Source organism: Cylindrospermum stagnale PCC 7417, assembly GCF_000317535.1.
Lineage (GTDB): Bacteria > Cyanobacteriota > Cyanobacteriia > Cyanobacteriales > Nostocaceae > Cylindrospermum > Cylindrospermum stagnale.
Genome location: NC_019757.1, coordinates 5,908,285 through 5,932,939, shown reverse-complemented (window position 1 = coordinate 5,932,939; position 24,655 = coordinate 5,908,285). Strand labels below are relative to the sequence as shown.

Annotated in this window: 24 protein-coding genes and 1 pseudogene; 10 read left to right on the top strand and 15 right to left on the bottom strand. The window is 45.0% G+C overall.

The annotated features are described in order from the left end of the window. Positions 1–33: 33 nt before the first annotated feature. A pseudogene (gene rpoC1, locus CYLST_RS24905) lies at positions 34–1,230 on the top strand (DNA-directed RNA polymerase subunit gamma); the annotation flags it as partial. Between the two features lie 253 nt (positions 1,231–1,483). Further along, positions 1,484–5,626 (top strand): DNA-directed RNA polymerase subunit beta'', encoded by a 4,143-nt coding sequence (locus CYLST_RS24900; RefSeq protein WP_015210511.1) that lies wholly within the window; start codon positions 1,484–1,486, stop codon positions 5,624–5,626. A 162-nt stretch (positions 5,627–5,788) separates the two neighbouring features. Here the strand turns inward: CYLST_RS24900 and CYLST_RS24895 are convergent, their stop codons facing one another. The 5 genes from CYLST_RS24895 to CYLST_RS24875 form a co-directional block, all read right to left on the bottom strand. Continuing rightward, entirely contained in the window at positions 5,789–6,196 is a 408-nt protein-coding gene (locus CYLST_RS24895; RefSeq protein WP_015210510.1) for a hypothetical protein, read from the bottom strand. A 51-nt stretch (positions 6,197–6,247) separates the two neighbouring features. Further along, entirely contained in the window at positions 6,248–6,544 is a 297-nt protein-coding gene (locus CYLST_RS24890; protein WP_015210509.1) for a hypothetical protein, read from the bottom strand. Positions 6,545–6,648: 104 nt separating this feature from the next. Next, positions 6,649–7,035, bottom strand: a complete 387-nt coding sequence (locus CYLST_RS24885; protein ID WP_015210508.1) for a DUF2958 domain-containing protein — start codon at positions 7,033–7,035, stop codon at positions 6,649–6,651. Positions 7,036–7,123: 88 nt separating this feature from the next. Continuing rightward, positions 7,124–7,474 (bottom strand): hypothetical protein, encoded by a 351-nt coding sequence (locus tag CYLST_RS24880; protein ID WP_015210507.1) that lies wholly within the window; start codon positions 7,472–7,474, stop codon positions 7,124–7,126. Positions 7,475–7,541: 67 nt separating this feature from the next. Beyond that, positions 7,542–7,787 carry a hypothetical protein gene (locus CYLST_RS24875; RefSeq protein WP_015210506.1) on the bottom strand — a complete coding sequence of 82 codons (246 nt, stop codon included), beginning with the start codon at positions 7,785–7,787 and terminating at the stop codon, positions 7,542–7,544. Positions 7,788–7,923: 136 nt separating this feature from the next. Here CYLST_RS24875 and CYLST_RS24870 point away from each other — a divergent pair, with 136 nt between their 5' ends. Beyond that, a complete protein-coding gene (locus CYLST_RS24870) occupies positions 7,924–8,136 on the top strand; it encodes a hypothetical protein (protein ID WP_015210505.1) in 213 nt (70 codons plus the stop codon). Between the two features lie 144 nt (positions 8,137–8,280). Here the strand turns inward: CYLST_RS24870 and CYLST_RS24865 are convergent, their stop codons facing one another. From CYLST_RS24865 to CYLST_RS24845, 5 genes are all read right to left on the bottom strand, one after another. Continuing rightward, positions 8,281–9,237, bottom strand: a complete 957-nt coding sequence (locus CYLST_RS24865) for a tyrosine-type recombinase/integrase (protein ID WP_015210504.1) — start codon at positions 9,235–9,237, stop codon at positions 8,281–8,283. Positions 9,238–9,277: 40 nt separating this feature from the next. Beyond that, the gene (locus CYLST_RS24860; protein ID WP_015210503.1) at positions 9,278–9,784 is read right to left on the bottom strand and encodes a hypothetical protein; all 507 of its coding nucleotides are present in this window, start codon (positions 9,782–9,784) and stop codon (positions 9,278–9,280) included. Between the two features lie 379 nt (positions 9,785–10,163). Beyond that, on the bottom strand, positions 10,164–10,544 hold the full coding sequence (locus CYLST_RS24855; protein WP_015210502.1) for a hypothetical protein: 381 nt from the start codon (positions 10,542–10,544) through the stop codon (positions 10,164–10,166). Between the two features lie 213 nt (positions 10,545–10,757). Then, complete coding sequence (locus CYLST_RS24850; protein WP_015210501.1) at positions 10,758–11,183, bottom strand: hypothetical protein; 426 nt, start codon at positions 11,181–11,183, stop codon at positions 10,758–10,760. 2 nt (positions 11,184–11,185) lie between these two features. Beyond that, on the bottom strand, positions 11,186–11,413 hold the full coding sequence (locus CYLST_RS24845; RefSeq protein WP_245587430.1) for a hypothetical protein: 228 nt from the start codon (positions 11,411–11,413) through the stop codon (positions 11,186–11,188). A gap of 275 nt (positions 11,414–11,688) precedes the next feature. Here CYLST_RS24845 and CYLST_RS24840 point away from each other — a divergent pair, with 275 nt between their 5' ends. Next, on the top strand, positions 11,689–13,002 hold the full coding sequence (locus CYLST_RS24840) for a DNA/RNA non-specific endonuclease (protein WP_015210499.1): 1,314 nt from the start codon (positions 11,689–11,691) through the stop codon (positions 13,000–13,002). 66 nt (positions 13,003–13,068) lie between these two features. Here the strand turns inward: CYLST_RS24840 and CYLST_RS24835 are convergent, their stop codons facing one another. The 5 genes from CYLST_RS24835 to CYLST_RS24815 all read right to left on the bottom strand — a co-directional run bounded on the left by CYLST_RS24835 (position 13,069) and on the right by CYLST_RS24815 (position 16,380). After that, positions 13,069–13,467, bottom strand: coding sequence for a nuclease A inhibitor family protein (locus CYLST_RS24835; protein WP_015210498.1), 399 nt, complete (start codon positions 13,465–13,467; stop codon positions 13,069–13,071). A gap of 265 nt (positions 13,468–13,732) precedes the next feature. Further along, a complete protein-coding gene (locus tag CYLST_RS24830; protein WP_015210497.1) occupies positions 13,733–14,110 on the bottom strand; it encodes a hypothetical protein in 378 nt (125 codons plus the stop codon). Between the two features lie 66 nt (positions 14,111–14,176). Further along, positions 14,177–14,743 (bottom strand): thermonuclease family protein, encoded by a 567-nt coding sequence (locus tag CYLST_RS24825; RefSeq protein WP_015210496.1) that lies wholly within the window; start codon positions 14,741–14,743, stop codon positions 14,177–14,179. Positions 14,744–14,860: 117 nt separating this feature from the next. Further along, positions 14,861–15,343 (bottom strand): response regulator, encoded by a 483-nt coding sequence (locus CYLST_RS24820; RefSeq protein WP_015210495.1) that lies wholly within the window; start codon positions 15,341–15,343, stop codon positions 14,861–14,863. A gap of 215 nt (positions 15,344–15,558) precedes the next feature. Further along, on the bottom strand, positions 15,559–16,380 hold the full coding sequence (locus CYLST_RS24815; RefSeq protein WP_041233878.1) for a DUF4465 domain-containing protein: 822 nt from the start codon (positions 16,378–16,380) through the stop codon (positions 15,559–15,561). 489 nt (positions 16,381–16,869) lie between these two features. On the opposite strand from CYLST_RS24815, the gene CYLST_RS24810 reads away from it, so the two are divergent. The 6 genes from CYLST_RS24810 (at position 16,870) to CYLST_RS36420 (ending at position 24,598) form a co-directional block, all read left to right on the top strand. Beyond that, positions 16,870–17,112, top strand: a complete 243-nt coding sequence (locus CYLST_RS24810; protein WP_015210493.1) for a helix-turn-helix domain-containing protein — start codon at positions 16,870–16,872, stop codon at positions 17,110–17,112. A 66-nt stretch (positions 17,113–17,178) separates the two neighbouring features. Beyond that, positions 17,179–18,801, top strand: coding sequence for a class I SAM-dependent DNA methyltransferase (locus CYLST_RS24805; protein WP_015210492.1), 1,623 nt, complete (start codon positions 17,179–17,181; stop codon positions 18,799–18,801). Next, a complete protein-coding gene (locus CYLST_RS24800; RefSeq protein WP_015210491.1) occupies positions 18,791–20,164 on the top strand; it encodes a restriction endonuclease subunit S in 1,374 nt (457 codons plus the stop codon). Before CYLST_RS24805 ends, CYLST_RS24800 begins: the two co-directional genes overlap by 11 nt. Next, complete coding sequence (locus CYLST_RS24795) at positions 20,164–21,384, top strand: hypothetical protein (protein WP_015210490.1); 1,221 nt, start codon at positions 20,164–20,166, stop codon at positions 21,382–21,384. The genes CYLST_RS24800 and CYLST_RS24795 overlap by 1 nt, the downstream gene beginning before the upstream one ends. Beyond that, complete coding sequence (locus CYLST_RS24790) at positions 21,381–24,491, top strand: type I restriction endonuclease subunit R (protein WP_015210489.1); 3,111 nt, start codon at positions 21,381–21,383, stop codon at positions 24,489–24,491. Before CYLST_RS24795 ends, CYLST_RS24790 begins: the two co-directional genes overlap by 4 nt. Then, complete coding sequence (locus tag CYLST_RS36420) at positions 24,470–24,598, top strand: hypothetical protein (RefSeq protein WP_015210488.1); 129 nt, start codon at positions 24,470–24,472, stop codon at positions 24,596–24,598. The genes CYLST_RS24790 and CYLST_RS36420 overlap by 22 nt, the downstream gene beginning before the upstream one ends. The last annotated feature ends 57 nt before the right edge of the window (positions 24,599–24,655 follow it).

Here is a 24,655-nt window from a genome sequence, read left to right as displayed (position 1 = left end):
AAATAGTAGAGGTGAGCGATCGCCTCTATTTTTCTCCGAGTGATTGACAACTTCATTGCCACCGGCTCCAAACCAGAATGGATGGTGATGGCAGTCATCCCCGTGATTCCCCCCGATTTGCGCCCAATGGTGCAGCTAGATGGCGGTCGGTTTGCCACCAGCGACTTAAATGATTTATATCGCCGGGTAATTAACCGCAACAACCGCTTGGCAAGACTACAAGAAATTTTGGCACCAGAAATCATCGTCCGCAACGAGAAGCGGATGCTGCAAGAAGCGGTTGATGCCTTAATTGACAACGGTCGCCGGGGTCGGACTGTGGTGGGGGCTAATAACCGCCCGCTGAAGTCGCTCTCAGACATTATTGAAGGTAAGCAAGGACGGTTCCGGCAAAACCTGTTGGGTAAACGGGTGGACTATTCGGGACGTTCGGTAATTGTCGTGGGTCCAAAGCTGAAGATTCACCAGTGCGGGTTGCCGAGAGAGATGGCAATTGAGCTATTTCAACCTTTTGTCATCAACCGCCTAATTAGAAGCGGCATGGTGAACAACATCAAGGCGGCTAAAAAGCTGATATCGCGCAATGACCCCAGCGTGTGGGATGTGTTGGAAGAAGTGATTGAGGGGCATCCAGTATTACTCAACCGCGCCCCGACTCTGCACCGCTTAGGCATTCAGTCTTTTGAACCGATTTTAGTTGAGGGGAGAGCGATTCAACTTCATCCCCTAGTTTGTCCGGCTTTTAACGCCGACTTTGATGGCGACCAAATGGCGGTGCATGTGCCCCTGTCGTTAGAGAGTCAGGCAGAGGCCAGGCTGTTGATGCTGGCTTCTAACAATATCCTCTCCCCTGCCACAGGTAAACCGATTATTACTCCCAGCCAAGACATGGTTTTGGGGGCGTATTATCTAACGGCGGAAAATCCCGGTGCGACCAAAGGCGCGGGCGGATATTATTTCTCCCTGGATGATGTGATTATGGCATACCAGCAGGAGCAAGTAGACCTCCACGCCTATATATATGTCCGCTTTGATGGCGAAATGGAGACAGACCAACCAGACACAGAACCTGTAGAGGTGACTGAAAACTCTGATGGTAGCCGGACTTTGCTTTATAAATTCCGCCGTGTCCGTCAAGACGCCAAAGGAAATTTACTTTCTCAGTATATCCGCACGACCCCTGGTCGAGTGATTTACAACAAAGCGATTCAAGAAGCACTTGCAAGTTAGGTAATGGGTAATGGGTAATGGGTAATGGGCAATAAGTAGAAAGGCGTAAATAAAAATAACTATTGTTTTGAATTCTGTTGAACAGTCTAAAACCCTCTTGCCCCTTGCCTCTTGCCTCAAGGCAAGACTCACAACTAACAAATAACTATTGTTTTGAATTCTGTTGAACAGTCTAAAACTCTCTTGCCTCATTGCCTCTTGCCTCTTGCCTTCTGCCTCTTACCAAGACTCACAACTAACAATTGATTGACAAATGACAGAAAAAATGATTTTTCGCAATCGTGTGGTTGACAAGGGTCAACTGAGAAATTTAATTTCCTGGGCGTTTACCCATTACGGGACTGCACGCACAGCGGTGATGGCGGATAAGTTGAAGGACTTGGGCTTTCGCTATGCCACCAAAGCCGGGGTTTCTATCAGTGTAGATGACTTGATGGTGCCGCCCACCAAGCGCCGATTGTTGGAAGCAGCCGAAGAAGAAATTCGCGCTACAGAGACTCGTTATCAGCGGGGAGAAATTACTGAAGTGGAACGGTTCCAAAAGGTAATTGACACCTGGAATGGAACTTCGGAACTGCTGAAAGATGAGGTGGTGGTCTACTTTAAAAAGACCAACCCCCTGAACTCTGTGTATATGATGGCATTCTCTGGGGCCCGGGGTAATATCTCTCAGGTGCGGCAGTTGGTGGGGATGCGGGGACTGATGGCAGACCCCCAAGGGGAAATTATTGACTTACCAATTAAAACCAACTTCCGGGAAGGGTTGACGGTTACAGAATATATTATTTCTTCTTATGGTGCCCGCAAGGGGTTGGTGGATACTGCCTTGCGGACTGCGGACTCTGGTTATCTCACCCGGCGGTTGGTGGATGTCTCCCAGGATGTGATTATTCGCGAATTTGACTGCGGCACCACTAGGGGTGTGCCGGTGCGGTCAATGACCGAGGGGGCTAAGGTGTTGATTCCCTTGGGAAATCGGTTGATGGGCAGGGTATTGGCAGAAGATGTGCTACACCCCACCACCAAGGAAATTATTGCTACCCGAAATACGCCGATTTCTGATGAATTGGCGATCAAAATTCACAAATCTAATGTAGTAGAAGTTGTAGTTCGCAGCCCCCTCACCTGCGAAGCTGCTCGTTCTGTGTGCCAACACTGCTATGGCTGGAGTTTGGCCCATGCGAAAATGGTAGATTTAGGGGAAGCAGTGGGGATTATTGCCGCCCAAAGTATCGGTGAACCTGGTACCCAGCTAACGATGCGGACATTCCACACCGGGGGTGTGTTCACCGGGGAAGTCGCCCAGCAGGTACGCTCGAAAACCGATGGCACAATTCGTCTGCCGCGCAAATTGCGGACTCGTCCTTACCGCACCCGTCATGGTGAAGACGCCATGTATGTAGAAGCCAACGGCGTGATTGTGTTGGAGCCGAAAAAAGAAGGCGGTGAGACCCCAGCCAACCAAGAAATTCATGTGACCCAAGGTTCTACACTTTATATAGTAGATGGGCAGCAGGTAAAAATCGGTCAGTTGCTGGCAGAGGTGGCTCTGGGGGGACGTACCACCCGCGCTAATACAGAGAAGGCGGTGAAGGATGTAGCCACCGACTTGGCGGGAGAAGTGCAGTTTGCCGAAGTGGTGCCAGAACAAAAAACCGACCGCCAAGGCAACACCACCATCACTGCCGCTAGGGGGGGTTTGATTTGGATTCTCTCTGGGGAAGTTTATAACTTGCCACCAGGGGCTGAGTTGGTAGTGCACAATGGAGATGCGATAGTCTTCAATGGCGTGTTAGCAGAAACCAAATTAACCACAGTCCACGGTGGTGTAGTGCGGTTGCCAGAAGCGACCCCCGGCAAGAGCACGCGCGAAATTGAAATTATCACCGCCTCTGTAGTTTTAGACAAAGCCTCAGTCACAGTCCAAAGCTCTCAAGGTCGGAATAATTATTTAGTTTCCACAGGGAATAATCAGGTATTTAACCTCAGAGCCACCCCAGGCACAAAAGTGCAAAATGGGCAAGTAGTTGCTGAGTTAATTGACGACCGCTACCGCACCACCACCGGCGGCTTTTTGAAATTTGCTGGGGTGGAAGTCCAGAAAAAAGGCAAAGCCAAGCTAGGCTATGAAGTAGTCCAGGGCGGTACTTTGTTGTGGATTCCTGAAGAAACCCACGAAGTCAACAAAGATATCTCTTTGCTGTTGGTAGAAGATGGGCAGTTTGTAGAAGCCGGCACTGAAGTTGTCAAAGATATTTTCTGCCAAACCAGCGGCGTGGTAGAAGTCACCCAGAAAAACGACATTTTGCGAGAAGTGGTGATTAAGCCAGGTGTACTGCTGATGGTAGATGACCCAGAAGCAGTGATGGGGCAAGATGGCACCTTTATTCAACCCGGTGAAGAATTTCAGGGGTCAGTGGCTACAGAGTTGCGCTATATCCAATATATAGAGTCACCAGAAGGTCCGGCGCTGTTAAGTCGTCCAGTTGTGGAGTTTGCCGTACCCAGCAACCCAGATGTGCCTTCCACTACCTCAATTAGTCAACAAACCGGGCGTTCTATTCAGTTGCGGGCAGTGCAACGGTTGCCTTACAAAGACTCTGAGCGAGTCAAGTCTGTGGAATCGGTGGAACTGCTGCGGACTCAACTGGTGTTAGAAATTGAGCAAGAGGGGGAACAAGACCACAACGCCTCACCTCTGGCTGCGGATATTGAATTAGTACCCGACACCGAAGATGACCAAGTGCAGCGTTTGCAGTTGGTGATTTTAGAATCTTTAGTCATTCGTCGCGACATCTCAGCCGACGCCACTCAAGGTAGCACCCAAACAACTCTAGAAGTAGAAGACGGGCTGACCATTGCCCCTGGCTCAGTGGTAGCGCGGACGCAAATCTTGTGTAAAGAGGGGGGTATTGTTAGGGGTGTGAATCGAGCTGCTGAAAACGTCCGCCGCTGTTTGGTGCTGCGTCACAGCGACATGATTTCTATCCCCACCCAAGGCCAACCGAAGGTGAAGAAGGGTGACTTGCTGGTAGAAAGTGCAGAAATTGCCCCTGGGGTGTTTGCACCAGAGTCTGGGCAGGTGGTGGAAGTGAAAAAGGCAATCTTGCAGACCTCCGAGTCAACAGGCGCTGATGATGGAACTTTAGCCTCTAGCTCTTCTCCTTACACTGTGACTCTGCGGGTTGGTCGCCCTTATCGAGTCAGCCCTGGGGCTGTGTTGCAAATAGAAGATGGAGACTTGGTGCAACGGGGCGATAACTTGGTGCTGTTGGTGTTTGAACGGGCGAAAACTGGAGACATTATTCAAGGTTTGCCCCGAATTGAAGAACTGCTAGAAGCCCGGAAACCGAAAGAAGCCTGTATTTTGGCTCGTCGGGCTGGAGAACTGAAAACGGTTTATGGTGATGGCGATGAAGCGATCGCCATTAAGGTTATAGAATCTAATGGAGTAGTCACCGATTATCCCCTTGGACCTGGACAAAACTTAATGGTGCCCGATGGTGCCCATATCTTAGCCGGACAACCCCTGAGTGATGGCCCCTCTAACCCCCACGAAATTTTGGAAATCTTCTTTAGCCTGGGTTCTGAGGATGGAATCTATGCCTGTGCCAGCCATGCCCTGCAAAAAGTGCAGACCTTTTTGGTGAACGAAGTGCAGATGGTTTATCAGTCTCAAGGCATTGATATTTCTGACAAGCACATTGAAGTAATTGTTCGCCAGATGACCAACAAGGTGCGGATTGATGATGGTGGTGACACCACCATGCTGCCTGGGGAGTTGGTGGAATTGCGCCAAGTTGAGCAAGTGAACGAAGCGATGGCGATTACCGGCGGTGCGAGGGCCCAATATACCCCCGTGTTGCTGGGTATCACCAAGGCATCGCTCAACACCGACAGCTTTATTTCTGCTGCATCGTTCCAAGAAACCACCAGAGTGCTAACTGAAGCCGCCATTGAAGGTAAATCTGACTGGCTGCGGGGGTTAAAAGAAAACGTGATTATTGGGCGGTTGATTCCTGCCGGGACTGGTTACAACGCCTATGAAGAAACCGGCGCCATTGAAGACTACGCGGTGTTAGAAACTAGCGGCGTTTTAGACGAAGTCGATGACCCCTTGGATATGGTGCTAGATGACCGCACCGCCCGCGCTTATAACTTAGATGCGCCAACTTTGAGTGAGTCTAGCTTTGGCAACAGACGCACAGAACGGTCAATTTTAGACGAAGAAGATGAATTGATTGCTGATGTTGAGACCCACCACCCACCCCCTCACCCCACCCGCTCACCCAAGCACGGACGGAGCGAAGCGGAGTCTGTGCCATCCGTCAACCCACGGACGGAGCGCAGCGGAGTCGGTGGTAGGGACTCACCAAGGTGTTTGTGTAGCTCTTGATTCGCTTTCTTTAGCCCCCACAAGGGGCGTCGGAGTTATGGAGTTTTGGCGATCACCCTCCTGCGGTGAGAGCTATTACATTTTCTTAGGACAAACCAAAATACAAGCGATCGCTCTTCTTGGTTACTCAACGCATAAGAGGCGATCGCCCTCCATTGTCTGCTAGTTAGACTGTGCTGGGGTTATGTTTTGGTACTCTTCCCATTGCCAGATAGCAGTGATCACAGATGGTTCTACACCAATAGCTTCTAGGTGCTTACATCTTGCCGCTAGCTCTTGGGCTGCGGCTTTTTCTACTTCGTAATCTCCCCGAAAAGAGTAGTGTTCAACGTGATCTCCTTTCCAATAGATATATCCATGATGGTCTTTAGTTAGACCTTCAATATCATGAAACCACTCTTGGTAATTGCCGCCTAAAACTTTCTTGTGTAGCTCACTAAAGCTTTCTTGTCCTACTTCAGATAAGAAACCATTAACGGACATTTCAAGCAGCTTTAGTTGTCGCGGTGATAGCTTGTCTCCGTCTTGCGTCAACTGCAAAATTTCAAGTGCTTTTTCGATGTTGTTCATTGTAACGCCAGTGTACTTTATTAAAGCAAATTGGGGAGGTATCGCTAGTAATTAAAATGGGTTGTCTCCCAAGTCTTCGCTGCTGTGTTGTTCACCTGTGGTTATTTCTGCGTAAACTGTGCCGTACCCGCTTATGGTTTTAATAGCAGCTTCGAGAGCCTCTAGAATCCAGTTATTAGGGTCAACGCTATCGCCACTAAACTGAAAATTTGTGAGATAGGCATTGTAGAGGATTTCGTCATAGGTTCCCGGTAGTTTATTAATGCATACTTTTACAGTGTTATCCTCTGCTGGGTCTGGTAGAGTTACCGTGATTTCGTGGTTTAGGTAGATGAGTTTTGCTTGCATAGGATCGAAATAATGGAGAGAACGCGACGGGCCGCACCACACCGGAGGCAATCGCTTATCTATGCGACTATCTCCGGTAGGACGTTCGGCGAAGCCGTTGTTAATTAGTTGTTTTCAAAAACTTGACTAATTAAGTACACAAAATGGGCTGGATCTTCTTGTTCTGCATTCTCAGAGATTTCGGGGTTGCCCTCTTCCCGCAATCTTGACAAAGGAGTAGGCTTAAACCATAAATCTCGCTCAATTGGTAATCCCATTGGGCCGCGAAATCCTCGCAGCTCTTGCAAAGAAAAATAGCCTAGTTCTTCCTCCTGTGCCTGGACTAAACCAAAGAAGAGATCCTCACCATCAAACTCTGTCCCGTACCAAGTCCAGTCAAAATCTGGGGTAAAAAACTTTACATAAGCTATGGGGTCAGGGTTTTTTTCTTGGGAATAGAGAGGCGGTAGTTGAGCGCGAATCTCAGCAGGTAGCAATTCCAGTGGTTTCATTGTTAAAATCTCCATAAGTCAGATGCTCGTGAAAAAGCGCTTACCTACTGCAATCGGGGGCGCTTTTTCCGTTGTTTGTGATAAAGAACTAGGCGATGGCTTGCAGTTCCAAACGAACGATCGCTTCTCTGCGTTCAAGTTTCAAAATTGAAAACTCATTGCGACGCAGACATAACTCAATAAAAGCCGTTTCTCGCCTGCTGCGGTATTGGCTCAAAATTTCCTGCTGCTCCCAGGCGCTGGGGTGTTCATCCAAAAGTTGCTGCTTTTTAGCTTTCCGCTGTGCATCGTTTTTGAGCGTTGCGTTAAAAGCAATCTCTGTGTCAATTTCTGCTTCAATCTGCTTGATTTTGCTGTGAGTCTGCTCAATTATTAGGTCAAAATCAAAAACTTGCGCTTGCAGTTTAGCGATCGCACTTGGGTATTCGCTCAAGTTCATGGTTACAATCCAATTAGTTAATTAATGTTCGGCTTGGGTAGTTTATCGATTTGCCCAGGTCGTTTTTTTACGCCCAGCTTGAATCATGGTAATCAGCTATCAAATCTTTTCTTTCTTGAATTAGCTCTTGTTCAAATTCCCGGTGGGCTGCTGTAGCATCACTTGCCAAGTCGGTAATTTTTTCAAGAATGCAAGTCATGTCTAAATCTTCAGACTCGCCCGAATAGTAGCGTCTGACAAAGTTATCAGCAACAGAAAGAAATTTCTCAAGATTAGTTACAAAGGTTTGCTCTGTAGCGATTGGTTCAAGCACGTTATCGGATGCCTTAAATTAGTTACCTTATAATAATAGCGCGATATCACGCTATTGCAGCATGTATGCAAACCTTCTTAATAATTTATTAGCAAGATATCACGCTATTATGTAAGCGTAGATTCAAGGAAAGATTATGGCGCGGAAGGGTGGAAATCCTGATTTGAGATCGCACTGCTTCACCGTCAAAGAAGAACCTAAGCCAAATCAATTGCTGGTGCGTATGTCTGACAATATGTATGCTGTTGTAAAATCTAAGGAAAATCCTTCAGAATACGTCAGGCAGGCGATCGCTGAGAAAATGGAGCGTGAAGGTGAAGCGCCCACGCCCACTGGAGGCGATCGCTAGATTGTTGCCTCTGCGAAGCGATGGCGCAAAGCGCCCGCTTTCTTGACATCGCCTGCTCCGCCTCTTTTCCCCTAAGAATTTCGCACAACTCTTTGGAGAGAGGAAACCTACATTCTTATATTTTGTATTCTTTATTACCTGTATTTACTTACTTCTGGGAGTGTAGGGAATACCCAGATGCTCAACCGCCCTGCGTTTGGTTTCCTCTCCCCTTCTGTCGTATTTGCTAGTAGTCACTGGTGAAGAGTGACCTGCTAACTTTTGCACAGTCACAATGTCAGTACCGGAGTCCAGCAGGTCTGAGCAAAATGTCCTTCTAAAGTCATGGGGGGAGAACGAGTCAACGCCAGCTTCAAGAGCGCGTTTCCTCAAAATCAGTAGCACCGCTTGGGGAGTCATGCGCCGCAGCTGCACTAATCCGCCTTTGCGAATGGGGCACAGCAGGGGGCCCGGTTTCATTCCCCGAACTGTGAGCCAATCTTCCACCACCACCACCGCCACAGTCGGCAGATATACCGTGCGGTCTTGACCACCCTTACCTTCTCGGATTTCTAAAGCGCCACTGTTTCTAAAATCTTTCAAATCCAAGTTAACCGCCTCAGCCCGCCGCAACCCAGCGCCGCGCAGTATGGCAATTAGCGCCGCATCTCTCGCCCCTTGCGGTGTTAGGTCTTCAATGCACACCCCCATGAGCGCTGCAATTTCCGCTTTCGTGAGCGCCCTGCCCCTAAGCCCTTTTTTTACTTTGACGGTAGGAAAATCCACAGCCTTAGCGTAATCATCTGCATTCATTAAATCCAGTCTACAGGCTTCTTTGAGAGTTCGCCGCAATGCACACAGCATTTTATTAGCTGTAGCCGGGGCGAATCTTTGCATTAAAGCTGTGCGGATAGCAGCTGTGTGTTGATAACGCAGTGCTGACCAGTCCAAAGTCATGGCATCACACTCACCGTTTGTTAGCAGGGATGCGATCGCATTTAATGCCCCCTCCATTGTTGGCCTAGATCCCACTCCAAGATGAGCCAAGTACACCGCTGCCGGGTGTAGAGTCAGTGGCGGCGGCTGGGCTAGAACGAGTGTTTTGCTTAGAAGCTGGCTCATTTGCTTATCAGAAGTACAGTTCTAGAAAGTAATTCTCTTGTCATCGAACGGGGTGATAAAGTTCATCCTCAGCATGAAATTCCCAGCCTACGCTCATGGGATCTCGGCTGCGTGTCCATCTGGTGAACTCTTTCTCACTCTGGTTTTCCCTTTCAGTAATCAGGCTTTGGGGACTCACAGCCAATCTTTGGGCTAGGTTTTCATTTTTGAATGGTTGCAGTTCGAGTTGAGTGTGGTGGTATGAGAAAGGCTGCTTGCGAGGTCTGGTGTTGTTATGTTTACCAGATACTATTGCCAATTCCATTTTTTCCAGGTGTTTGGTAATAGTTTCCAGTTTGGTTTCTATTTGTTGCAGCTTTTCTGTTTGCTGAGATTCACCGCCGGGGGCAATATCACTGCTATCAAACTGTGCTATCAATTCCTGTAAATCTTGCAGTAAGGCAATTGTATGTCCTTCTCGGTGCAGTTTGGATAATTGCCGTACTGCTGGAATCAAGGCAGTAGGCACACGAATCATTTCGCTAGGTGGAGTTTTGTTGGCAACCATTTGATATCAATTGCGATATCGACAACCTGATTGTAGACTCAAAGCGATGGCACCTGAACTTATAACCAATATTTTCTTAGGGGAAAACAAGCGATGAGGAAGGAGGCCCGCTGAACGCGAAGGGCCTTGCCGTGCCGGAGGCGATGGCGCGGAGCGATCGCTATTCCCCAGAGAAAAAAGTAAATTTCCCCTAAGAATTAAATGAGGCGATGGAAATACAATTCATTTATCTGAAGTGAATAAATATCTCTAGTAATGAAAATTCGCCGTTTTTGGAGCTTGGCTGTTGCCCTTGCGCTGTTAATTGGGTGTACTCCTGTACTAAGAAAATATCCAGCACTCTTAACACGAATGCCAGTTAAAATCAAATTGGCTTACACTACACCGTATCATCCATCCAGCCACATTCTGAGCAGTCCCAATGAACCCGTGAAACATAATCACGGTCAAAGGCAGCACCACACTGGGGGCACTTCCCGGTAAATATTGGGTGCCAATCAATCAGTTCTAATTGTTCTTGAGGCGTCCATCGCCCGTGCGGTTGAATTGTTTCCTCACCGTTGTAAAAACTGCGCTTCGGCACCAATTCATCATTTATATATCTTGCCCCTTCCGGTTCCCACTGTTCCTTGTCGGCGTTGGTGTCTTCTCGAAAGTCTAGGCAACTATTCCCCTCTACCCCACCAGGATGAACGGCACAAACCAAGTGGGGATTGTGGCAGTAGAGAAGGCAGCGATCGCATTCTGGAACTTTCGGCATTTGGGGTAAAACTTTCTTATTTCTTAGGGGAAACGAACTTGTTTCTTGCGGTGGCGAAACGCGAAAGCCCCCTGTGACAGCTTCCGTAACTATACCCCTACATAGCGCGCAACGCACCTAAGCTCTTAAACAATATTTTCTTAGGGGAAAGCGAGCGATAGGAAAGGAGTCCCACGAAAAAGGTGATGTTACCAGAACCGCATTTAATTCAAGTCAAACAACTTTCACAAATTCTGTTGATATCAAAGTGTCCAGCGATTCAGCGGTATCTTGTAAGTACTCATCTGCCATTTCCTTGCCCATATATTTGAGCAGTGTAGCGTAAGGGTTAACGGCTGAATAGTACAAAATCACTAATGCTTCATAACAGCTTTGAGGGCTGCTGTACACTTCCCATCCTTCTAGGAAGTAGGTATCAGCTTCTTCTTTGCAACCATTCATCACGTAGGCGAAATAATACCCTGTTTCGGTTTTTTTGTCGTTTTCGAGTTCAGCAAGGAATTTCTCCAGAGGTAGACTGGTGCATCCACCACCTGAAAGGGGGAGATGGGGAGCGTTAGGGAAGGGGCAGGACATAACCTCGATTCTTGGAGGATCTCCTTCCCAGGCGGACAAAAGTCGTGCTTTGAAGTTATCCATAGTTACCGCCATACCTTGAAGTTGCAATCCCAGCGTCCAGGGCGGTCTGTTGATGATACCTTTGCATCAGTGCCACCATATTCCTCAGCAGTTTCCTGGCACTTCTTTTGTGCTTGGGACTTATTTCTGGCACCAATTTCCTCGCTTTCAGTGCAAGGCTGGGCATCGCTATCTGGTAAATGTTCGCCTAGTTCGTTGTCAGTCCTGAGTTTAGAAAACCATCCCATCATTTTCTCCTGTGCTTGTTATATGCAATGGGAAACGAGGCTCGTCAGAGGCGGTGGTGCGGAGCGCACCTGGAGTAGGCGATTGGCACTTCTTCTGTGCCGATAGATTGCGTGGCGTAGACATAGGCGATTACCAGGGCGTACACAACGCGCAACGCCTAAAGAACCACCATAATCTAAGCCTAATAGGAATTTAACCCGCGTAAGCAATGCCGTTAGTTATCATCCTGCTGTGTTTCGGAATCAACTGCTGGACAAACGCAGGTTAAATCATACCTATGTTAGCAAATTTTTGGCGAAAAGTCTATCGTAGTGGGTGGTTGACGGGGATAGTAATAGTTTTACTAGTTACCTTCAACACCCTATTTAGTGCAAAAGGTGCCACCACTGTTGAGGGTTTTGAAACCGGCTCAAAGGGCAGTTATGCAGCGGCTGATGTCACCCTTAGTACAGGCGTGTGGAATTTAGATGATGCCTTGATTGGCAATTTAGCAGCCGATGCCAAAAGCGGAACCCAATCTACCCGCATTCGCAACAGTGGCAAAGCAACGATGAAATTTAACCGTACCACCGGGGCTGGTACAGTTACTATTAAGCATGGCAAGTATGGTAGTGATGCTAGTACCAATTGGAGTTTGTGGTGTTCTACTAATAGCGGTAGTTCATGGTCACAAGTAGGTTCTACAGTTACAACCAGTTCCACAACACTAGCCACAGCAACTTTTACGCCGAATATTTCTGGCACTGTTCGCTGTGAAGTTCGCAAGACTGATGGCACTACCAATAGAACCAACATTGATGATATTACTATCACTGATTACGGGACTTCTGGTGGTGGTAGTGCAAGTGTACATTTAACTATGGGTAATCCCAGCGGTGCGGTAACTAGCACTTCCTATCCTGGGAATTACTTGATGGAAAAAGACCAGTACGCGCTATCGTACAACAACACTACGAGAATCCCTAACTGGACATCGTGGCAATTAAATTCTTCATGGTTGGGCAGCACTCCAAGACAAGATGATTTTCGCAATGATACTACCTTGCCCAGTGGTTGGTATCAGGTGCTGGCAACTGATTATCAAGGTAGCGGATTTGATAGGGGACACATGACTCCTTCCGGCGACCGAACCAGCACAGTTGCTGTTAACTCCAGTACGTTTCTGATGACAAACATGATTCCCCAAGCACCCGATAACAATCAGGGCCCTTGGGCAATACTGGAAGGCTACGCTAGGGATTTGGTAGCTCAAGGCAAGGAGCTTTATATAATCTCTGGTGGTTACGGTGTTGGAGGTACAGGTTCTAATGGTTCTGCCAGCACAATCGCTAGTGGCAAAATCCAAGTGCCTGCAAGAACTTGGAAGGTGATCGTCGTTTTAGACACTCCAGGGTCTGGGGTAAGTGGGGTGACGACAAACACACGGGTTATTGCTGTTGATATGCCCAATGCACAAGGCATCAGAAACAACGACTGGAAAACCTACCGAGTTTCTGTTGATTCAATTGAAGGTAACACTGGCTTCAATTTCCTCTCTAATGTCTCTGTAGGAACTCAAGATGTGATTGAGTCCAGAGTAGACAACCTGTAATATTCGGGCGTTAATCAGTTCAACTAATTAGCCTGTCCAATTATTTTGGATGGGCATTTATTGTTCTTAAGTCTCTACAACTTTGGTTGATATTCCTGCTAGGTCGTCAGCTTCTGTCTTACCTAAAATGTAAGCATCAATGCTGATAGTACCAATGCGGTAAACTTTAATATCGCTCAAATTAGATTTTAATACTTCTACTAAGTTTTTGAATTTGTTAACAGTTTCCTTTTGTGGCTGGCTGTGCCACTCTTTTTCTACTGCACAGTTGCGGAAGAAATAATCTACATCTACTGTTTCAACAGGTGCATCTTGAGGATGACCAGTCAGTTCTAAAAGCTTTGCAGGAGTTAAATCAAGACCCGCACCTTTCCAAAGAACTGCTTGAAAAGGATAATCAGACTCGCTCATCATTAACAGACCAGCGCTGGCCTGCTCCAGTTTTTGGATAATTTCAGTAGTCATTAGTTATTGGCTGTTGGCAACGTCTACAATTTATCACGCCTATATTTTTGATTCATGCTTCTTTAGTAGGTAAGCGGCGATCAGTTTAACAGCACACTGCGCGATGGCGTAGGGCGATTACTAAAAGCGATCGCCTTTCTCGTAGGCTGCACAGCTTCGCCTTTACTAGGCCGAGTGTCCATCGCTTCTCTTTTTCTTTTGTACTAAGAAATCTACCCCACCGCACTCTTAACACGAATGCCAGTTAAAATCAAATTGGCTTACACTACAACGTATCATCCATCCAGCCACATTCACAATCCCAGTGCACCCGTGAAACATAATCACGGTTAAAGGCAGTACCACACTGGGGGCACTTCCCGGTAAATATTGGATGCCAATCAATCAGTTCTAATTGTTCTTGAGGCGTCCATCGCCCGTGCGGTTGAATTATTTCTTCACCGTTGTAAAAACTGCGGTTCGGCACCAATTCATCATTTATATATCTTGCCCCTTCCGGTTCCCACTGTTCCTTGTCAGCGTTGGGATCTTTCCTAAAATCCATGCAATTATTTCCCTCTACCCCACCAGGATGAACGGCACAAACCAAGTGGGGATTGTGGCAGTAGAAAAGGCAGCGATCGCACTCTGGAATTTTGGGCATTTGGGTAAAATTTTCTTAGGGGAAACGAACTTTAGCAGTAATCAGCAGTTGTTACCAGTTGAAACTTTATTCCAGGTTTTCCCTTTTTCTTTTTCCCCATACACCAGCACCATTGGCCTTCGCTATCTGTTCAGCCTTTTCAAAAGCATCGTGGTTGGGGCAATTAAGAGCATTGCTATCGAAGTAAGCATTACCAGACTTGAGCATTTCTTCTTGAAAACTCAACTCAATTCCCCACGCTCCGGAAACCTCAGCCACTACCTCAGCCACAGTTCGCCCGTAACGGTCTGTTTCGATAGGTATGATAATTACTTGGTTCTTTGCCAACGCCACCAGCGATCGCAGTTTCTCCTTAGCTTCGTCACCATGAGGTTGCCCTGTCGCTTTACCGTGCTTTCCTTCTGGGGCATTGATCCCACAAAGTCGAATTTTTTTGGTTTCATTCCCGCGCTTTACGGTGATGGTGTCTCCATCTGCAACACTCGTTGCTGTCCAGTCCTCGGATACTGGCATTAAGCGGGGTAATGTGGAATCAGCCACTTCTTCCACAAGTAATTTAGTTCTGGGGTAAAGTGCCGCCGCTGCACCAATTACACTCAAGGTAATCAACAAGTTGATGAACAGTGGCTTCATTTTTTAGGTTTTGAACTCCGACGTTATTTTAATGGGCTTTTTAGCATTTGACCAGGATTTTAGAAATGGGAAAACTTTCTTAGGGGAAATGAACTTGAGTTCAGGCGATATCTTGCACTACTTTGGCACAACCATCAATTCTTGCAGCATTGCTTGATTAATTCGTTGGGCTTCTTCCCCAGTGGTTTCATTAATGTCAAAAAACTGGTGTACCTGTTGCTGAATGTCTGCTGGTAGGGATTGGAACTTTTCAGCATTAACTACAAGCCGACAACCGGGGTAAGGTGTGAAGTCTTCAAAGGGTTCCATTCCAGCACTGATGAGCAGCCGTGATAATTTGGTGATGGGGTGATGGAGTTTTTGGTTGTCCTCAGTGCAGTTGATTTCTGAGCAGAAATAGCCGCACAACCAAGATAGGGCATCAGCATCTGGTTTTAGTGCAGCAATGAGTTTTGGTAACAACTGCTGATTGAGTTGGACAGGTTGATTATCAAAGATTTTATCTAGGCTTTCTGGGTTACGCTGCTGGCAATACCCGACAGCTGACTCAGCTAATATATCTAATTTTGATTTACTGCCTTTACCAAATCCCCCAGTCATGACCTCTACCTCATCAGTATGGGAATTTTACCAAAGTGTCTGTGACTGTGGCTCATTCTTAGGGGATAAATGGGGCTGTTTGTTCGGGGAGCCGTGCAGCCTACTGTAGGCGATGGCGCGGAGCGCACCTGGAGGAGGCGATCGCCTAAAATGGTTGGACTTGCAGCAAATTGAATCTGCTGAAAGTCAATGGCTCCACCCCATGCCTGTTGCAATTAACTCTGTTTCAGCTTGCGCTTGAGTGAACCAATACCGAAAGCGGCAAAACCTAATAAACTAGGCACAACAAACGGTTCAGGAACTGTTGCCACATTTGAGGGTTCCAAAGTAAGGTTGTCTAAGGCAAAATATGCTGGAGTATTTAGACCAAATGGCCCAATATCTGAAGAAGTGACTGCGAAGGAAAGCTTTGTGGCGCCTCCCAAACTCGATAGATCCACCAAATTCCATGTATCAACAAGATAGTCTTGTGAATTATCTGTAAAACGGTAATCTGCTAGATAAAAATCGACGCTACCTGTTTGTTGATTTGCAGCATCAAGACCCGTAATCTTCAATAGAAAAAAGTCAGGGTCGTTGCCGCTAGCACCACCAAATTTTTTAGCAAACTGGTCTCCGTTAAGTATTGATAAGGCGGCATAAGTTGTATTGGTAATTTGAGCCGACTTGGCACTAAAACCTGTTGGTAAATCGATATAAGCACTGCCAGGAGCGAAGGTAAAAGCAACTCCATAGTTACTAGAACCATTAAAGCCACCTCCAGTATAAGCACTATATTGGTTAAGGAATCCTGGTGTGGTTGTATCAGTAGTGTTGGAATAAGACCACCCAGACCAGCTTTGAAAGGTTGGGTTGTAATTGTTGTTGAAAAATGCACCTTGACTTGTGAAACCGCCAGCACCATCAGCACCATTGTAGAAAGATTCTGATGAAAGGGTTAAATCTTCAAAATCAACGACTTGTGCAGAAGATGCTGATGGCGAAGCTACAGCTGTTAAACAAAAAAACGGTAAGAAATAGAGCCATTTAATTTTCACAAAATTTTTCTCCATACAAACTATACAAATTGTACTGTGGCATGCGCGATGGCACAGACTGCCTAATATTACCAATTTAATTTGCTTTCTTGTGGGAATGTCTAACTTATTGATAGTACAAAAAAACTACTAAAATCTATTTTCAAGAATTTGCATAAAGAGTTGATTTAGCCCTGATAAGTATACAGACAACTTTCTTCATAGCAAGTTGTGGCCTCTCTTTCGGCGGTTAAATGTTTTTCTCTGGAAAAAGATTAAACAGCTTAATAGACGACGGTCAATTTTGTGCTATCTATGGGTAATTTTTATTATTGAAAAGCAGTTATTTGTTTATCTAAAATTTATAATTATGCGGTATTTACTGAGGGGTATTTACTGAGTAAAAATCAAAATTGCTGTAAAATTTAGTAACATTTTTATTGCAATTGGTCGTTATTACAACTATTGTTTGGTGTGATATATCACCTATTAAATTAAGCCTTGGGGCAGATGACAAACCAAATTTTGGTAGTCAAACAGCCGAAGATTGGGCGAATGATTCGAGAAATGCGGCTGCTGACGGGACTTACACAAGAACAGTTTGCAGCACATATAGGTGTCACTTATCCCACAATTAACCGTTGGGAAAATGGGCATTTTCAGCCGTCACCCCTGGCTATGGAGAAGATTGAAAAAAAGCTGCGGGACTTGGGAGAACAGGGAGAGAATTTGCAGCAGAAGTACCTCAATTAATTGGGGGTAAATCTGTGGCGGGTATGTTTGCAAACTGCTAACCGTTGGTAAAAGTGGAGTAACTAAGTGGCAACAAAAGAAACTAAAACTTCGGCTGCGGTCAGTTCTAGCAGTGAACGAAACCGAACTGCTAAAACTTCGGCTTCGCTCAGTTCTAAGGCAAACGGTAATGGTAGCAAGTTGGGGTTTGAGGAGAAATTATGGCAAACTGCCGATAAGTTGCGGGGTCACTTAGATGCTGCTGAATATAAACACGTGGTTTTGGGGTTGATATTTCTTAAATACATATCAGACGCTTTTAACGAACTCTACGAGAAATTGTCCCAGGACGAATACGCAGAACCTGAAGACAGGGACGAATATAGCGCTGAGAATATCTTTTATGTTCCCAAGGTTGCGCGGTGGTTGCATTTCCAGAGTCACGCCAAAAACCCACTGATTGGGCAGTTAATTGATGAGGGGATGGATGCAATCGAGAAAGAAAACGCTTCTTTGAAGGGGGTATTACCGAAAGAATATGGTAAACCTGCTTTAGATAAACGGTTGCTGGGGGAGTTGATAGACCTAATTGGGACTATTGGGTTAGGAGATGCCGAAAGTCGCAAAAATGATGTTCTCGGAAGAGTTTATGAGTATTTTTTAGGACAATTTGCCAATGCAGAGGGGAAGAAGGGGGGACAGTTTTACACTCCTCCGGCGGTGGTGAAGGTGTTAGTAGAAATGTTGGAACCCTACAAAGGGCGAGTTTATGACCCCTGCTGTGGTTCTGGGGGAATGTTTGTACAGTCGGAGAAGTTTATTAAAGCACATGAAGGCAAGATTGGGGATATTTCTATTTATGGTCAAGAGTCTAACCCCACGACTTGGAAGTTGTGCAAAATAAATTTAGCCATTAGGGGTATTGATGGCAATTTGGGGGCAAAAAATGCTGATAGTTTTCGCAATGATTTACATAAAGATTTAAAAGCAGATTATATTCTGGCGAATCCCCCTTTTAATATGAGCGATTGGGGAGGGGAAGGATTACGAGAAGATGGGCGTTGGATTTACGGCACACCCTCGGCTGGTAATGCCAATTATGCTTGGATTCAACATATCATCAGCCATCTTGCACCTCATGGTTATGCGGGGTTTGTGTTGGCTAATGGTTCCATGAGTTCTAATCAATCAGGGGAAGGGGAGATTAGAAAGGCTTTAATTGATGCTGACTTGGTTGATTGCATGGTGGCGTTACCAGGGCAGTTATTTTATAACACCCAAATTCCCGCTTGTTTATGGTTTTTGACTCGGAATAAATCAGGGGGTAAGTTCCGCAAGCGCCGAGGAGAAACTTTATTTATTGATGGGCGCAAATTGGGGGTTTTAATTGATAGGGTTCATCGGGATTTGACGGAGGAGGAGATAAAAAGAATTGCCCAAACTTATCATAATTGGCGGGGTACTGGGAAGGAAAAATATATAGATGTTCCTGGTTTTTGTAAGGGTGCAAGTTTTGAGGAAATTCAGGGACATGGTTATGTGTTAACGCCGGGGCGGTATGTGGGGGCTGAGGAGGTGGAAGAGGATGATGAGCCGTTTGAGGAAAAGATGGAACGGTTGACGCAGAAGTTAGAGGAGCAGTTTAGGAAGTCGGCAGATTTGGAGAGGAAGATTAAACAGAATTTACGGGGGTTGGGATATGGAATCTAACTACTTTCCCAACGGATGGGAAATGACAACATTATCCGTCATTGCCCGAAAAGATGGTCGTGGTTTAGTGGATGGCCCGTTTGGTTCAAATTTACCTGCTTCCGAATATGTACCTGTAGGTATACCAGTCATTAGAGGTGCAAACCTTTCGCTTGGAGATGTTCGCTTCAAAGGCGAGGAATTTGCTTTTATATCTGATGAAACTGCAAAACGTCTGGAAAGAAGTTTATGCAGTTTTGACGACATAATTTTTACAAAAAAAGGCACACTTGGTCAGTTAGGAATAATACCGCAAACACATCGATATAAAAAATTTCTCATTTCATCGAATCAGATGAAGTTATCTGTAGATCAGGATATTGCATCTCCACTTTTTGTCTACTATTACCTTTCATCTGCTGCGAGTCGAGAAAAGATTATTCGAGATTCAGAAGCAACTGGAGTCCCTAAAACAAACCTTACATATCTCCGCACATTTCCAATTTTGTTACCCCCCCTCCCTGAACAAAAAGCGATCGCACAAATCCTCTCCTCTCTGGATGACAAAATCGAACTGAACCAACAGATGAACGAAACCCTAGAAGCAATGGCTAGGGCAATGTTTAAGTCGTGGTTTGTAGATTTTGACCCTGTACGCGCCAAGATGGAAGGGAGACAACCCGCAGGTATGGACGCAGCAACAGCGGATTTATTCCCTGATGAGTTTGAGGAGTCGTCTTTGGGTTTAATTCCGAAGGGGTGGTCGTATCAACCTGCGGACACTATTTGCAGCATTGGAATTGGGAAAACTCCACCAAGAAAAGAATCAGAATGGTTTTCTACCAGTTGCAATGATATTCGCTGGGTATCGATCCGTGATATGGGAGAGAGTGGAACATTTATTTCCGACACGAAGGAATATTTAGTTTCAGAAGCCATAGCTCGGTTTAATGTGCGGGTCGTTCCAGACCATACAGTTCTTTTAAGTTTTAAGTTAACCATTGGCCGGGTTGCTATAACTGATGGAGAAATGAGTACAAATGAAGCGATTGCACATTTCAAATTAGGTAACAAAGTAGAATTATCGAGTGAGTACCTGTACCTATATTTGAAAACATTTGATTATAACCAGTTAGGGAGTACCTCATCTATTGCAGAAGCTGTTAATTCAAAAATTATAAAAGCTATGCCTATCTTGACTACTGATAGCAGATTGATGGAAAAATTCACAAATCAAGTAGCTAACATATTTGCAAGAATTAAGAGCAATCAAAGAGAATCGCATACACTTACTACTATCCGAGACACCCTATTACCAAAATTGATGTCAGGACAAATCCGAGTTAATCAAGTAGAAAAACTATTAGAGGCTATAGCAGCGTAATGGAAGATAGAGTACCTTTGTTTTCAGGTAGACAACTCGGATCTGTTCTACTAGAACGAGAACAGCAAATTTCTCAAGATATAGAAGAAACTGATAGTAATACTTTGCTCAACACAAGTGTAGAAGACTGGTGTGATTACTATGAGAATCATTGTAAATTTGAAATACTGCAACTCAAAGATAATGAAATTCGTGTTGATCAAGAAGAAGCATTAGTACCTGTAACAAATTTTTATCGAGGCTTGACCCACGAACAAGGAACTAAGTTTATTTATTTTATTTCATTTGAGGGTGAGCAAGAGCTATTCAGATACCAGCCATCTGTATATATTGGTGATTTTGCTAATCCATTGACAGCAAAAATATATAATGGTGAGCTTATACTCGAATATCCTGAATGGCAACCAGAAGTTACGATAATTCAATCAAGATTTAAACATGATTTGTCTAACATTCAAGAACATATAAATTTTATTAACAGAGACATTTTAACTTTTAATAACTCAATTCGCGCGAAAGTAAAGCCTAAAATTGAAAATCGTCGCCAAAAACTTTTAAAAGCTCAGGAGCTAGTAACAGCTTTAGGTTATCCCTTGAAACAAAGAGATAATATGCCACAGACTTATATTGTACCAACAGTTCAGAGAAAACTCATTGTTACCAGACCCTCTGCAAATACGACCTCTTTTGTTCCCGAACCTGACTTAGAGATGAAGGAGTATGAGCATATATTATCTGTAATTACCAATATGGTAATGGTGATGGAAAGGAGTCCCAAGGCATTTCAAACAATGGAAGAAGAACACCTCCGACAACATTTTCTCGTTCAGCTTAATGGACACTATGAGGGACAAGCTACCGGAGAGACTTTTAATGGTGACGGAAAAACAGATATATTAATCCGCGTTAATGGTCGGAATATTTTTATAGCAGAATGCAAATTTTGGAGGGGAGATAAGGGATTTCAAGAAACTATAGAGCAATTACTAGGCTATACAAAGTGGAGAGATACAAAAACTGCACTCATAATATTTAACCGTAACAAAGACTTCACAGCAGTAGTTCAGCAAATTCCAACAATAATAAAGTCTCATTCAAACTTTAAAAGGGAGCTTTCTTGTAATTTTGAAACTGGTTTTCGGTGTATGCTTCATAACCGCGACGATGTGAACCGCGAATTTATCCTGACAACTCTAGCTTTTGATGTGCCTACTAAATGAGCGCTACATTCACCGAATCCACAGTTGAACAAGCCACCCTAGACTGGCTAGAAGAACTCGGATACACCCCCCTTAATGGTGCTGAAATCGCCCCCGACATACCCCACAGCGAACGCCAAGAATATAACGATGTCGTCCTTATTAACCGCTTGCAAACCGCCTTAGAAATTATTAACCCCCAGATTCCCTTTGACGCAATCCAAGACACCATCAAAAAAATTACCCGCACCGAAACCCCCGTTTTAGAAGAAAATAACCGCCGCTTTCATCAATACCTCACAGAAGGGGTAGATGTTGAATACCAACAACACGGACAAACTCAATATAAAAAACTTTGGTTAATTGATTTTGATGAAATTGATAACAACGATTGGTTAGCAGTTAATCAATTTACCGTCATTGAAAATAAAAATAATCGCCGCCCTGATGTCATCATCTTTATTAATGGTTTACCCATCGCTGTAATTGAACTCAAAAACGCTGTTAAAGAATACGCCACCATCAAAGGTGCATTTAATCAACTGCAAACTTATAAAAAAGATATCCCCTGTTTATTTTCCTATAACGAAATCCTCGTAATATCAGACGTTGTTAATGCCAGAGTGGGAACCTTAACCGCAGATTGGGAACGGTTTATGCCTTGGCGTTCTGTAGATGGTGAAAATATCTTTCCTAAAGGACAATCAGAACTAGAAACAATTATCAAAGGCATCTTTAATAAAACTACTATATTAGATATTCTCCAATACTTTATCGTTTTTGAAGTAGACCAAGACACGATTATTAAAAAAATCGCCGGCTATCACCAATACCACGCTGTTAATAAAGCCATTACTGCTACCATCAAAGCCACCCGTCTTAATGGTGATCAAAAAGTTGGCGTAGTTTGGCATACTCAAGGCAGCGGTAAAAGCCTAACTATGGCCTTCTATGCGGGGAAACTCATTCAAGAACCAGACATGAGAAACCCCACTCTAGTTATCCTCACCGATAGAAACGACCTTGACGACCAATTATTTAATACCTTCTCATCCTGCGCTGATTTATTACGCCAAACCCCAGTTCAAGCAGAAAATAGGGAAAGTTTAACAGCATTACTCCAAGTTGCAGCGGGGGGAATTGTTTTTACCACCATCCAAAAATTTGCCCCAGAGACGGGTAACGAATACCCGGAACTTTCCCCCAGACGCAATATTGTTTTAATAGCCGATGAAGCACACAGAAGCCAATACGGTTTAAAAGCGAAAGTCGTTCAAAAAGATGATGCGGCTTATATTAAATACGGTTACGCTAAATATTTAAGAGACGCCATCCCTAACGCTTCCTTTGTGGGGTTCACAGGTACACCCATTAGCCAAACTGATAAAAATACTGCTGCCCTGTTTGGTAATTATATCGACATTTACGACATTCAACGCGCTGTGGAAGATGAAGCCACGGTCAAAATTTATTATGAGGGACGACTGGCTAAACTAGATTTGGAACCTTCAGAACGTCCGAAAATTGACCCGGAATTTGAAGAAATCACCGAGGACGAAGAACTCACCAGCAAGGAAAAGCTCAAAAGCAGATGGGCAAGATTAGAAGCTTTGGTGGGTGCAGAAAAACGCATTGCTCAAATTGCTAAAGATATTGTCGCACATTTCGAGAATCGCACCGCAGCACCGGAACTCAGAGATGGTAAGGGGATGATTGTTTGCATGAGTCGCAGGATTTGTGCAGACTTGTACAACGCCATCACCCAACTTAAACCAGAATGGCACAGTGAAGACGATAGCCAAGGTTTTCTCAAAGTGGTGATGACTGGTTCCGCTGCTGATGAAGAGAAAATGCAACCCCACATCCGCAATAAAAAACGCCGCAAAGATTTAGCTAAACGCTTCAAAAAAGCAGATGATCCTTTTAAATTAGTCATAGTCCGGGATATGTGGTTAACCGGCTTTGATGCCCCAAGTCTGCATAGTCTGTATGTAGATAAACCGATGCAGGGACACAATTTGATGCAAGCGATCGCTAGGGTAAATCGCGTCTTTAAAGACAAGCCAGGGGGGTTGGTGGTTGATTACCTGGGTATCGCTGAACAACTCAAGGAGGCACTGAAAGACTACACCGAAAGCGATAGAGGGGAAACAGGTATTCCTACAGAACTTGCTTTAGCTGTGTTGCAAGAAAAATATGAAGTGGTGCAAGGGATGTATCACGGCTTCAACTACCAGAAGTTCTTTACAGGTAAACCCACAGAACGAGTATCAATGATTCCCGCTGCCCTGAATCATATCTTGGGACTAGAGGACGGTAAACAACGCTATATCAAGGCTGTGACTGAATTATCCCAGGCTTTTGCCCTAGTTAGCAGCACTGATGAGGCGATCGCTATTCGGGATGAAGTGGGATTTTTTCAAGCTATCAAAGCAGCGATGGTGAAGCATACCACAATTAACGGCAAAAGTCCAGAAGATGTTGATGCAGCAGTTCGCCAGATTGTCTCGAAAGCGATCGCTAGTGACCAAGTAATAGACATCTTTGCATCTGCTGGACTGAACAAACCAAATATCGCTGTCCTGTCTGATGAATTTCTCGAAGAAGTGCGGGGTTTACCCTACCGGAATGTGGCCCTAGAAGCCTTACAAAAATTAATCAATGACCAAATCAAAGTTAGTTCCCGCAAAAATTTGATTCAATCTCGCTCTTTTCGAGAAATGTTAGAAAACACCATCAAAAGATACCAAAATCGTGCTATAGAAACCGCCCAAGTCATCAACGAATTCATTGAACTAGTAAAAGCCATGAGGGAGGCACAGAAACGGGGTGAAAACTTAGGACTAACTGAAGACGAAACTGCTTTTTATGATGCCCTGGAGGTGAATGACAGCGCGGTTATCAGCTTGGGAGACAACACCCTCAAAGCGATCGCTCGTGATTTGGTAAAAGCCATCCGCTCTAATTTAACCATTGATTGGACTGTGAAGGAAAATGTCCGGGCTAAGTTACGTGTGACAGTTAAACGATTACTCAAAAAATATGGCTATCCACCCGATAAACAGGAGAAGGCAACGGCAACAGTGTTGGAACAAGCGGAGTTGTTATGCAAAGACTGGGTAGCTTAGATGACGGCATACAAGCGGGGAAATGTCACTCTTGGGAATTCAAAGGTGCGATGGTGTACCCGCCCCCTGGAAGCGATCGCGCTCCTCTAGATCCAGCAATTAAGTAAACATCGTCCTAAATTTGTGCCTGTCACCTCAGTTAAATAATTTTAAAAGAGTGTTAT

Bases quoted from the DNA above. Each gene is read 5' to 3' on its own strand.
- CYLST_RS24900 (WP_015210511.1), top strand. From the start codon at position 1,484: ATGACAGAAAAAATGATTTTTCGCAATCGTGTGGTTGACAAGGGTCAA.
- CYLST_RS24895 (WP_015210510.1), bottom strand. From the start codon at position 6,196: ATGAACAACATCGAAAAAGCACTTGAAATTTTGCAGTTGACGCAAGAC.
- CYLST_RS24890 (WP_015210509.1), bottom strand. From the start codon at position 6,544: ATGCAAGCAAAACTCATCTACCTAAACCACGAAATCACGGTAACTCTA.
- CYLST_RS24885 (WP_015210508.1), bottom strand. From the start codon at position 7,035: ATGAAACCACTGGAATTGCTACCTGCTGAGATTCGCGCTCAACTACCG.
- CYLST_RS24880 (WP_015210507.1), bottom strand. From the start codon at position 7,474: ATGAACTTGAGCGAATACCCAAGTGCGATCGCTAAACTGCAAGCGCAA.
- CYLST_RS24870 (WP_015210505.1), top strand. From the start codon at position 7,924: ATGGCGCGGAAGGGTGGAAATCCTGATTTGAGATCGCACTGCTTCACC.
- CYLST_RS24865 (WP_015210504.1), bottom strand. From the start codon at position 9,237: ATGAGCCAGCTTCTAAGCAAAACACTCGTTCTAGCCCAGCCGCCGCCA.
- CYLST_RS24860 (WP_015210503.1), bottom strand. From the start codon at position 9,784: ATGGTTGCCAACAAAACTCCACCTAGCGAAATGATTCGTGTGCCTACT.
- CYLST_RS24855 (WP_015210502.1), bottom strand. From the start codon at position 10,544: ATGCCGAAAGTTCCAGAATGCGATCGCTGCCTTCTCTACTGCCACAAT.
- CYLST_RS24850 (WP_015210501.1), bottom strand. From the start codon at position 11,183: ATGGATAACTTCAAAGCACGACTTTTGTCCGCCTGGGAAGGAGATCCT.
- CYLST_RS24845 (WP_245587430.1), bottom strand. From the start codon at position 11,413: ATGATGGGATGGTTTTCTAAACTCAGGACTGACAACGAACTAGGCGAA.
- CYLST_RS24840 (WP_015210499.1), top strand. From the start codon at position 11,689: ATGTTAGCAAATTTTTGGCGAAAAGTCTATCGTAGTGGGTGGTTGACG.
- CYLST_RS24835 (WP_015210498.1), bottom strand. From the start codon at position 13,467: ATGACTACTGAAATTATCCAAAAACTGGAGCAGGCCAGCGCTGGTCTG.
- CYLST_RS24830 (WP_015210497.1), bottom strand. From the start codon at position 14,110: ATGCCCAAAATTCCAGAGTGCGATCGCTGCCTTTTCTACTGCCACAAT.
- CYLST_RS24825 (WP_015210496.1), bottom strand. From the start codon at position 14,743: ATGAAGCCACTGTTCATCAACTTGTTGATTACCTTGAGTGTAATTGGT.
- CYLST_RS24820 (WP_015210495.1), bottom strand. From the start codon at position 15,343: ATGACTGGGGGATTTGGTAAAGGCAGTAAATCAAAATTAGATATATTA.
- CYLST_RS24810 (WP_015210493.1), top strand. From the start codon at position 16,870: ATGACAAACCAAATTTTGGTAGTCAAACAGCCGAAGATTGGGCGAATG.
- CYLST_RS24800 (WP_015210491.1), top strand. From the start codon at position 18,791: ATGGAATCTAACTACTTTCCCAACGGATGGGAAATGACAACATTATCC.
- CYLST_RS24795 (WP_015210490.1), top strand. From the start codon at position 20,164: ATGGAAGATAGAGTACCTTTGTTTTCAGGTAGACAACTCGGATCTGTT.
- CYLST_RS24790 (WP_015210489.1), top strand. From the start codon at position 21,381: ATGAGCGCTACATTCACCGAATCCACAGTTGAACAAGCCACCCTAGAC.
- CYLST_RS36420 (WP_015210488.1), top strand. From the start codon at position 24,470: ATGCAAAGACTGGGTAGCTTAGATGACGGCATACAAGCGGGGAAATGT.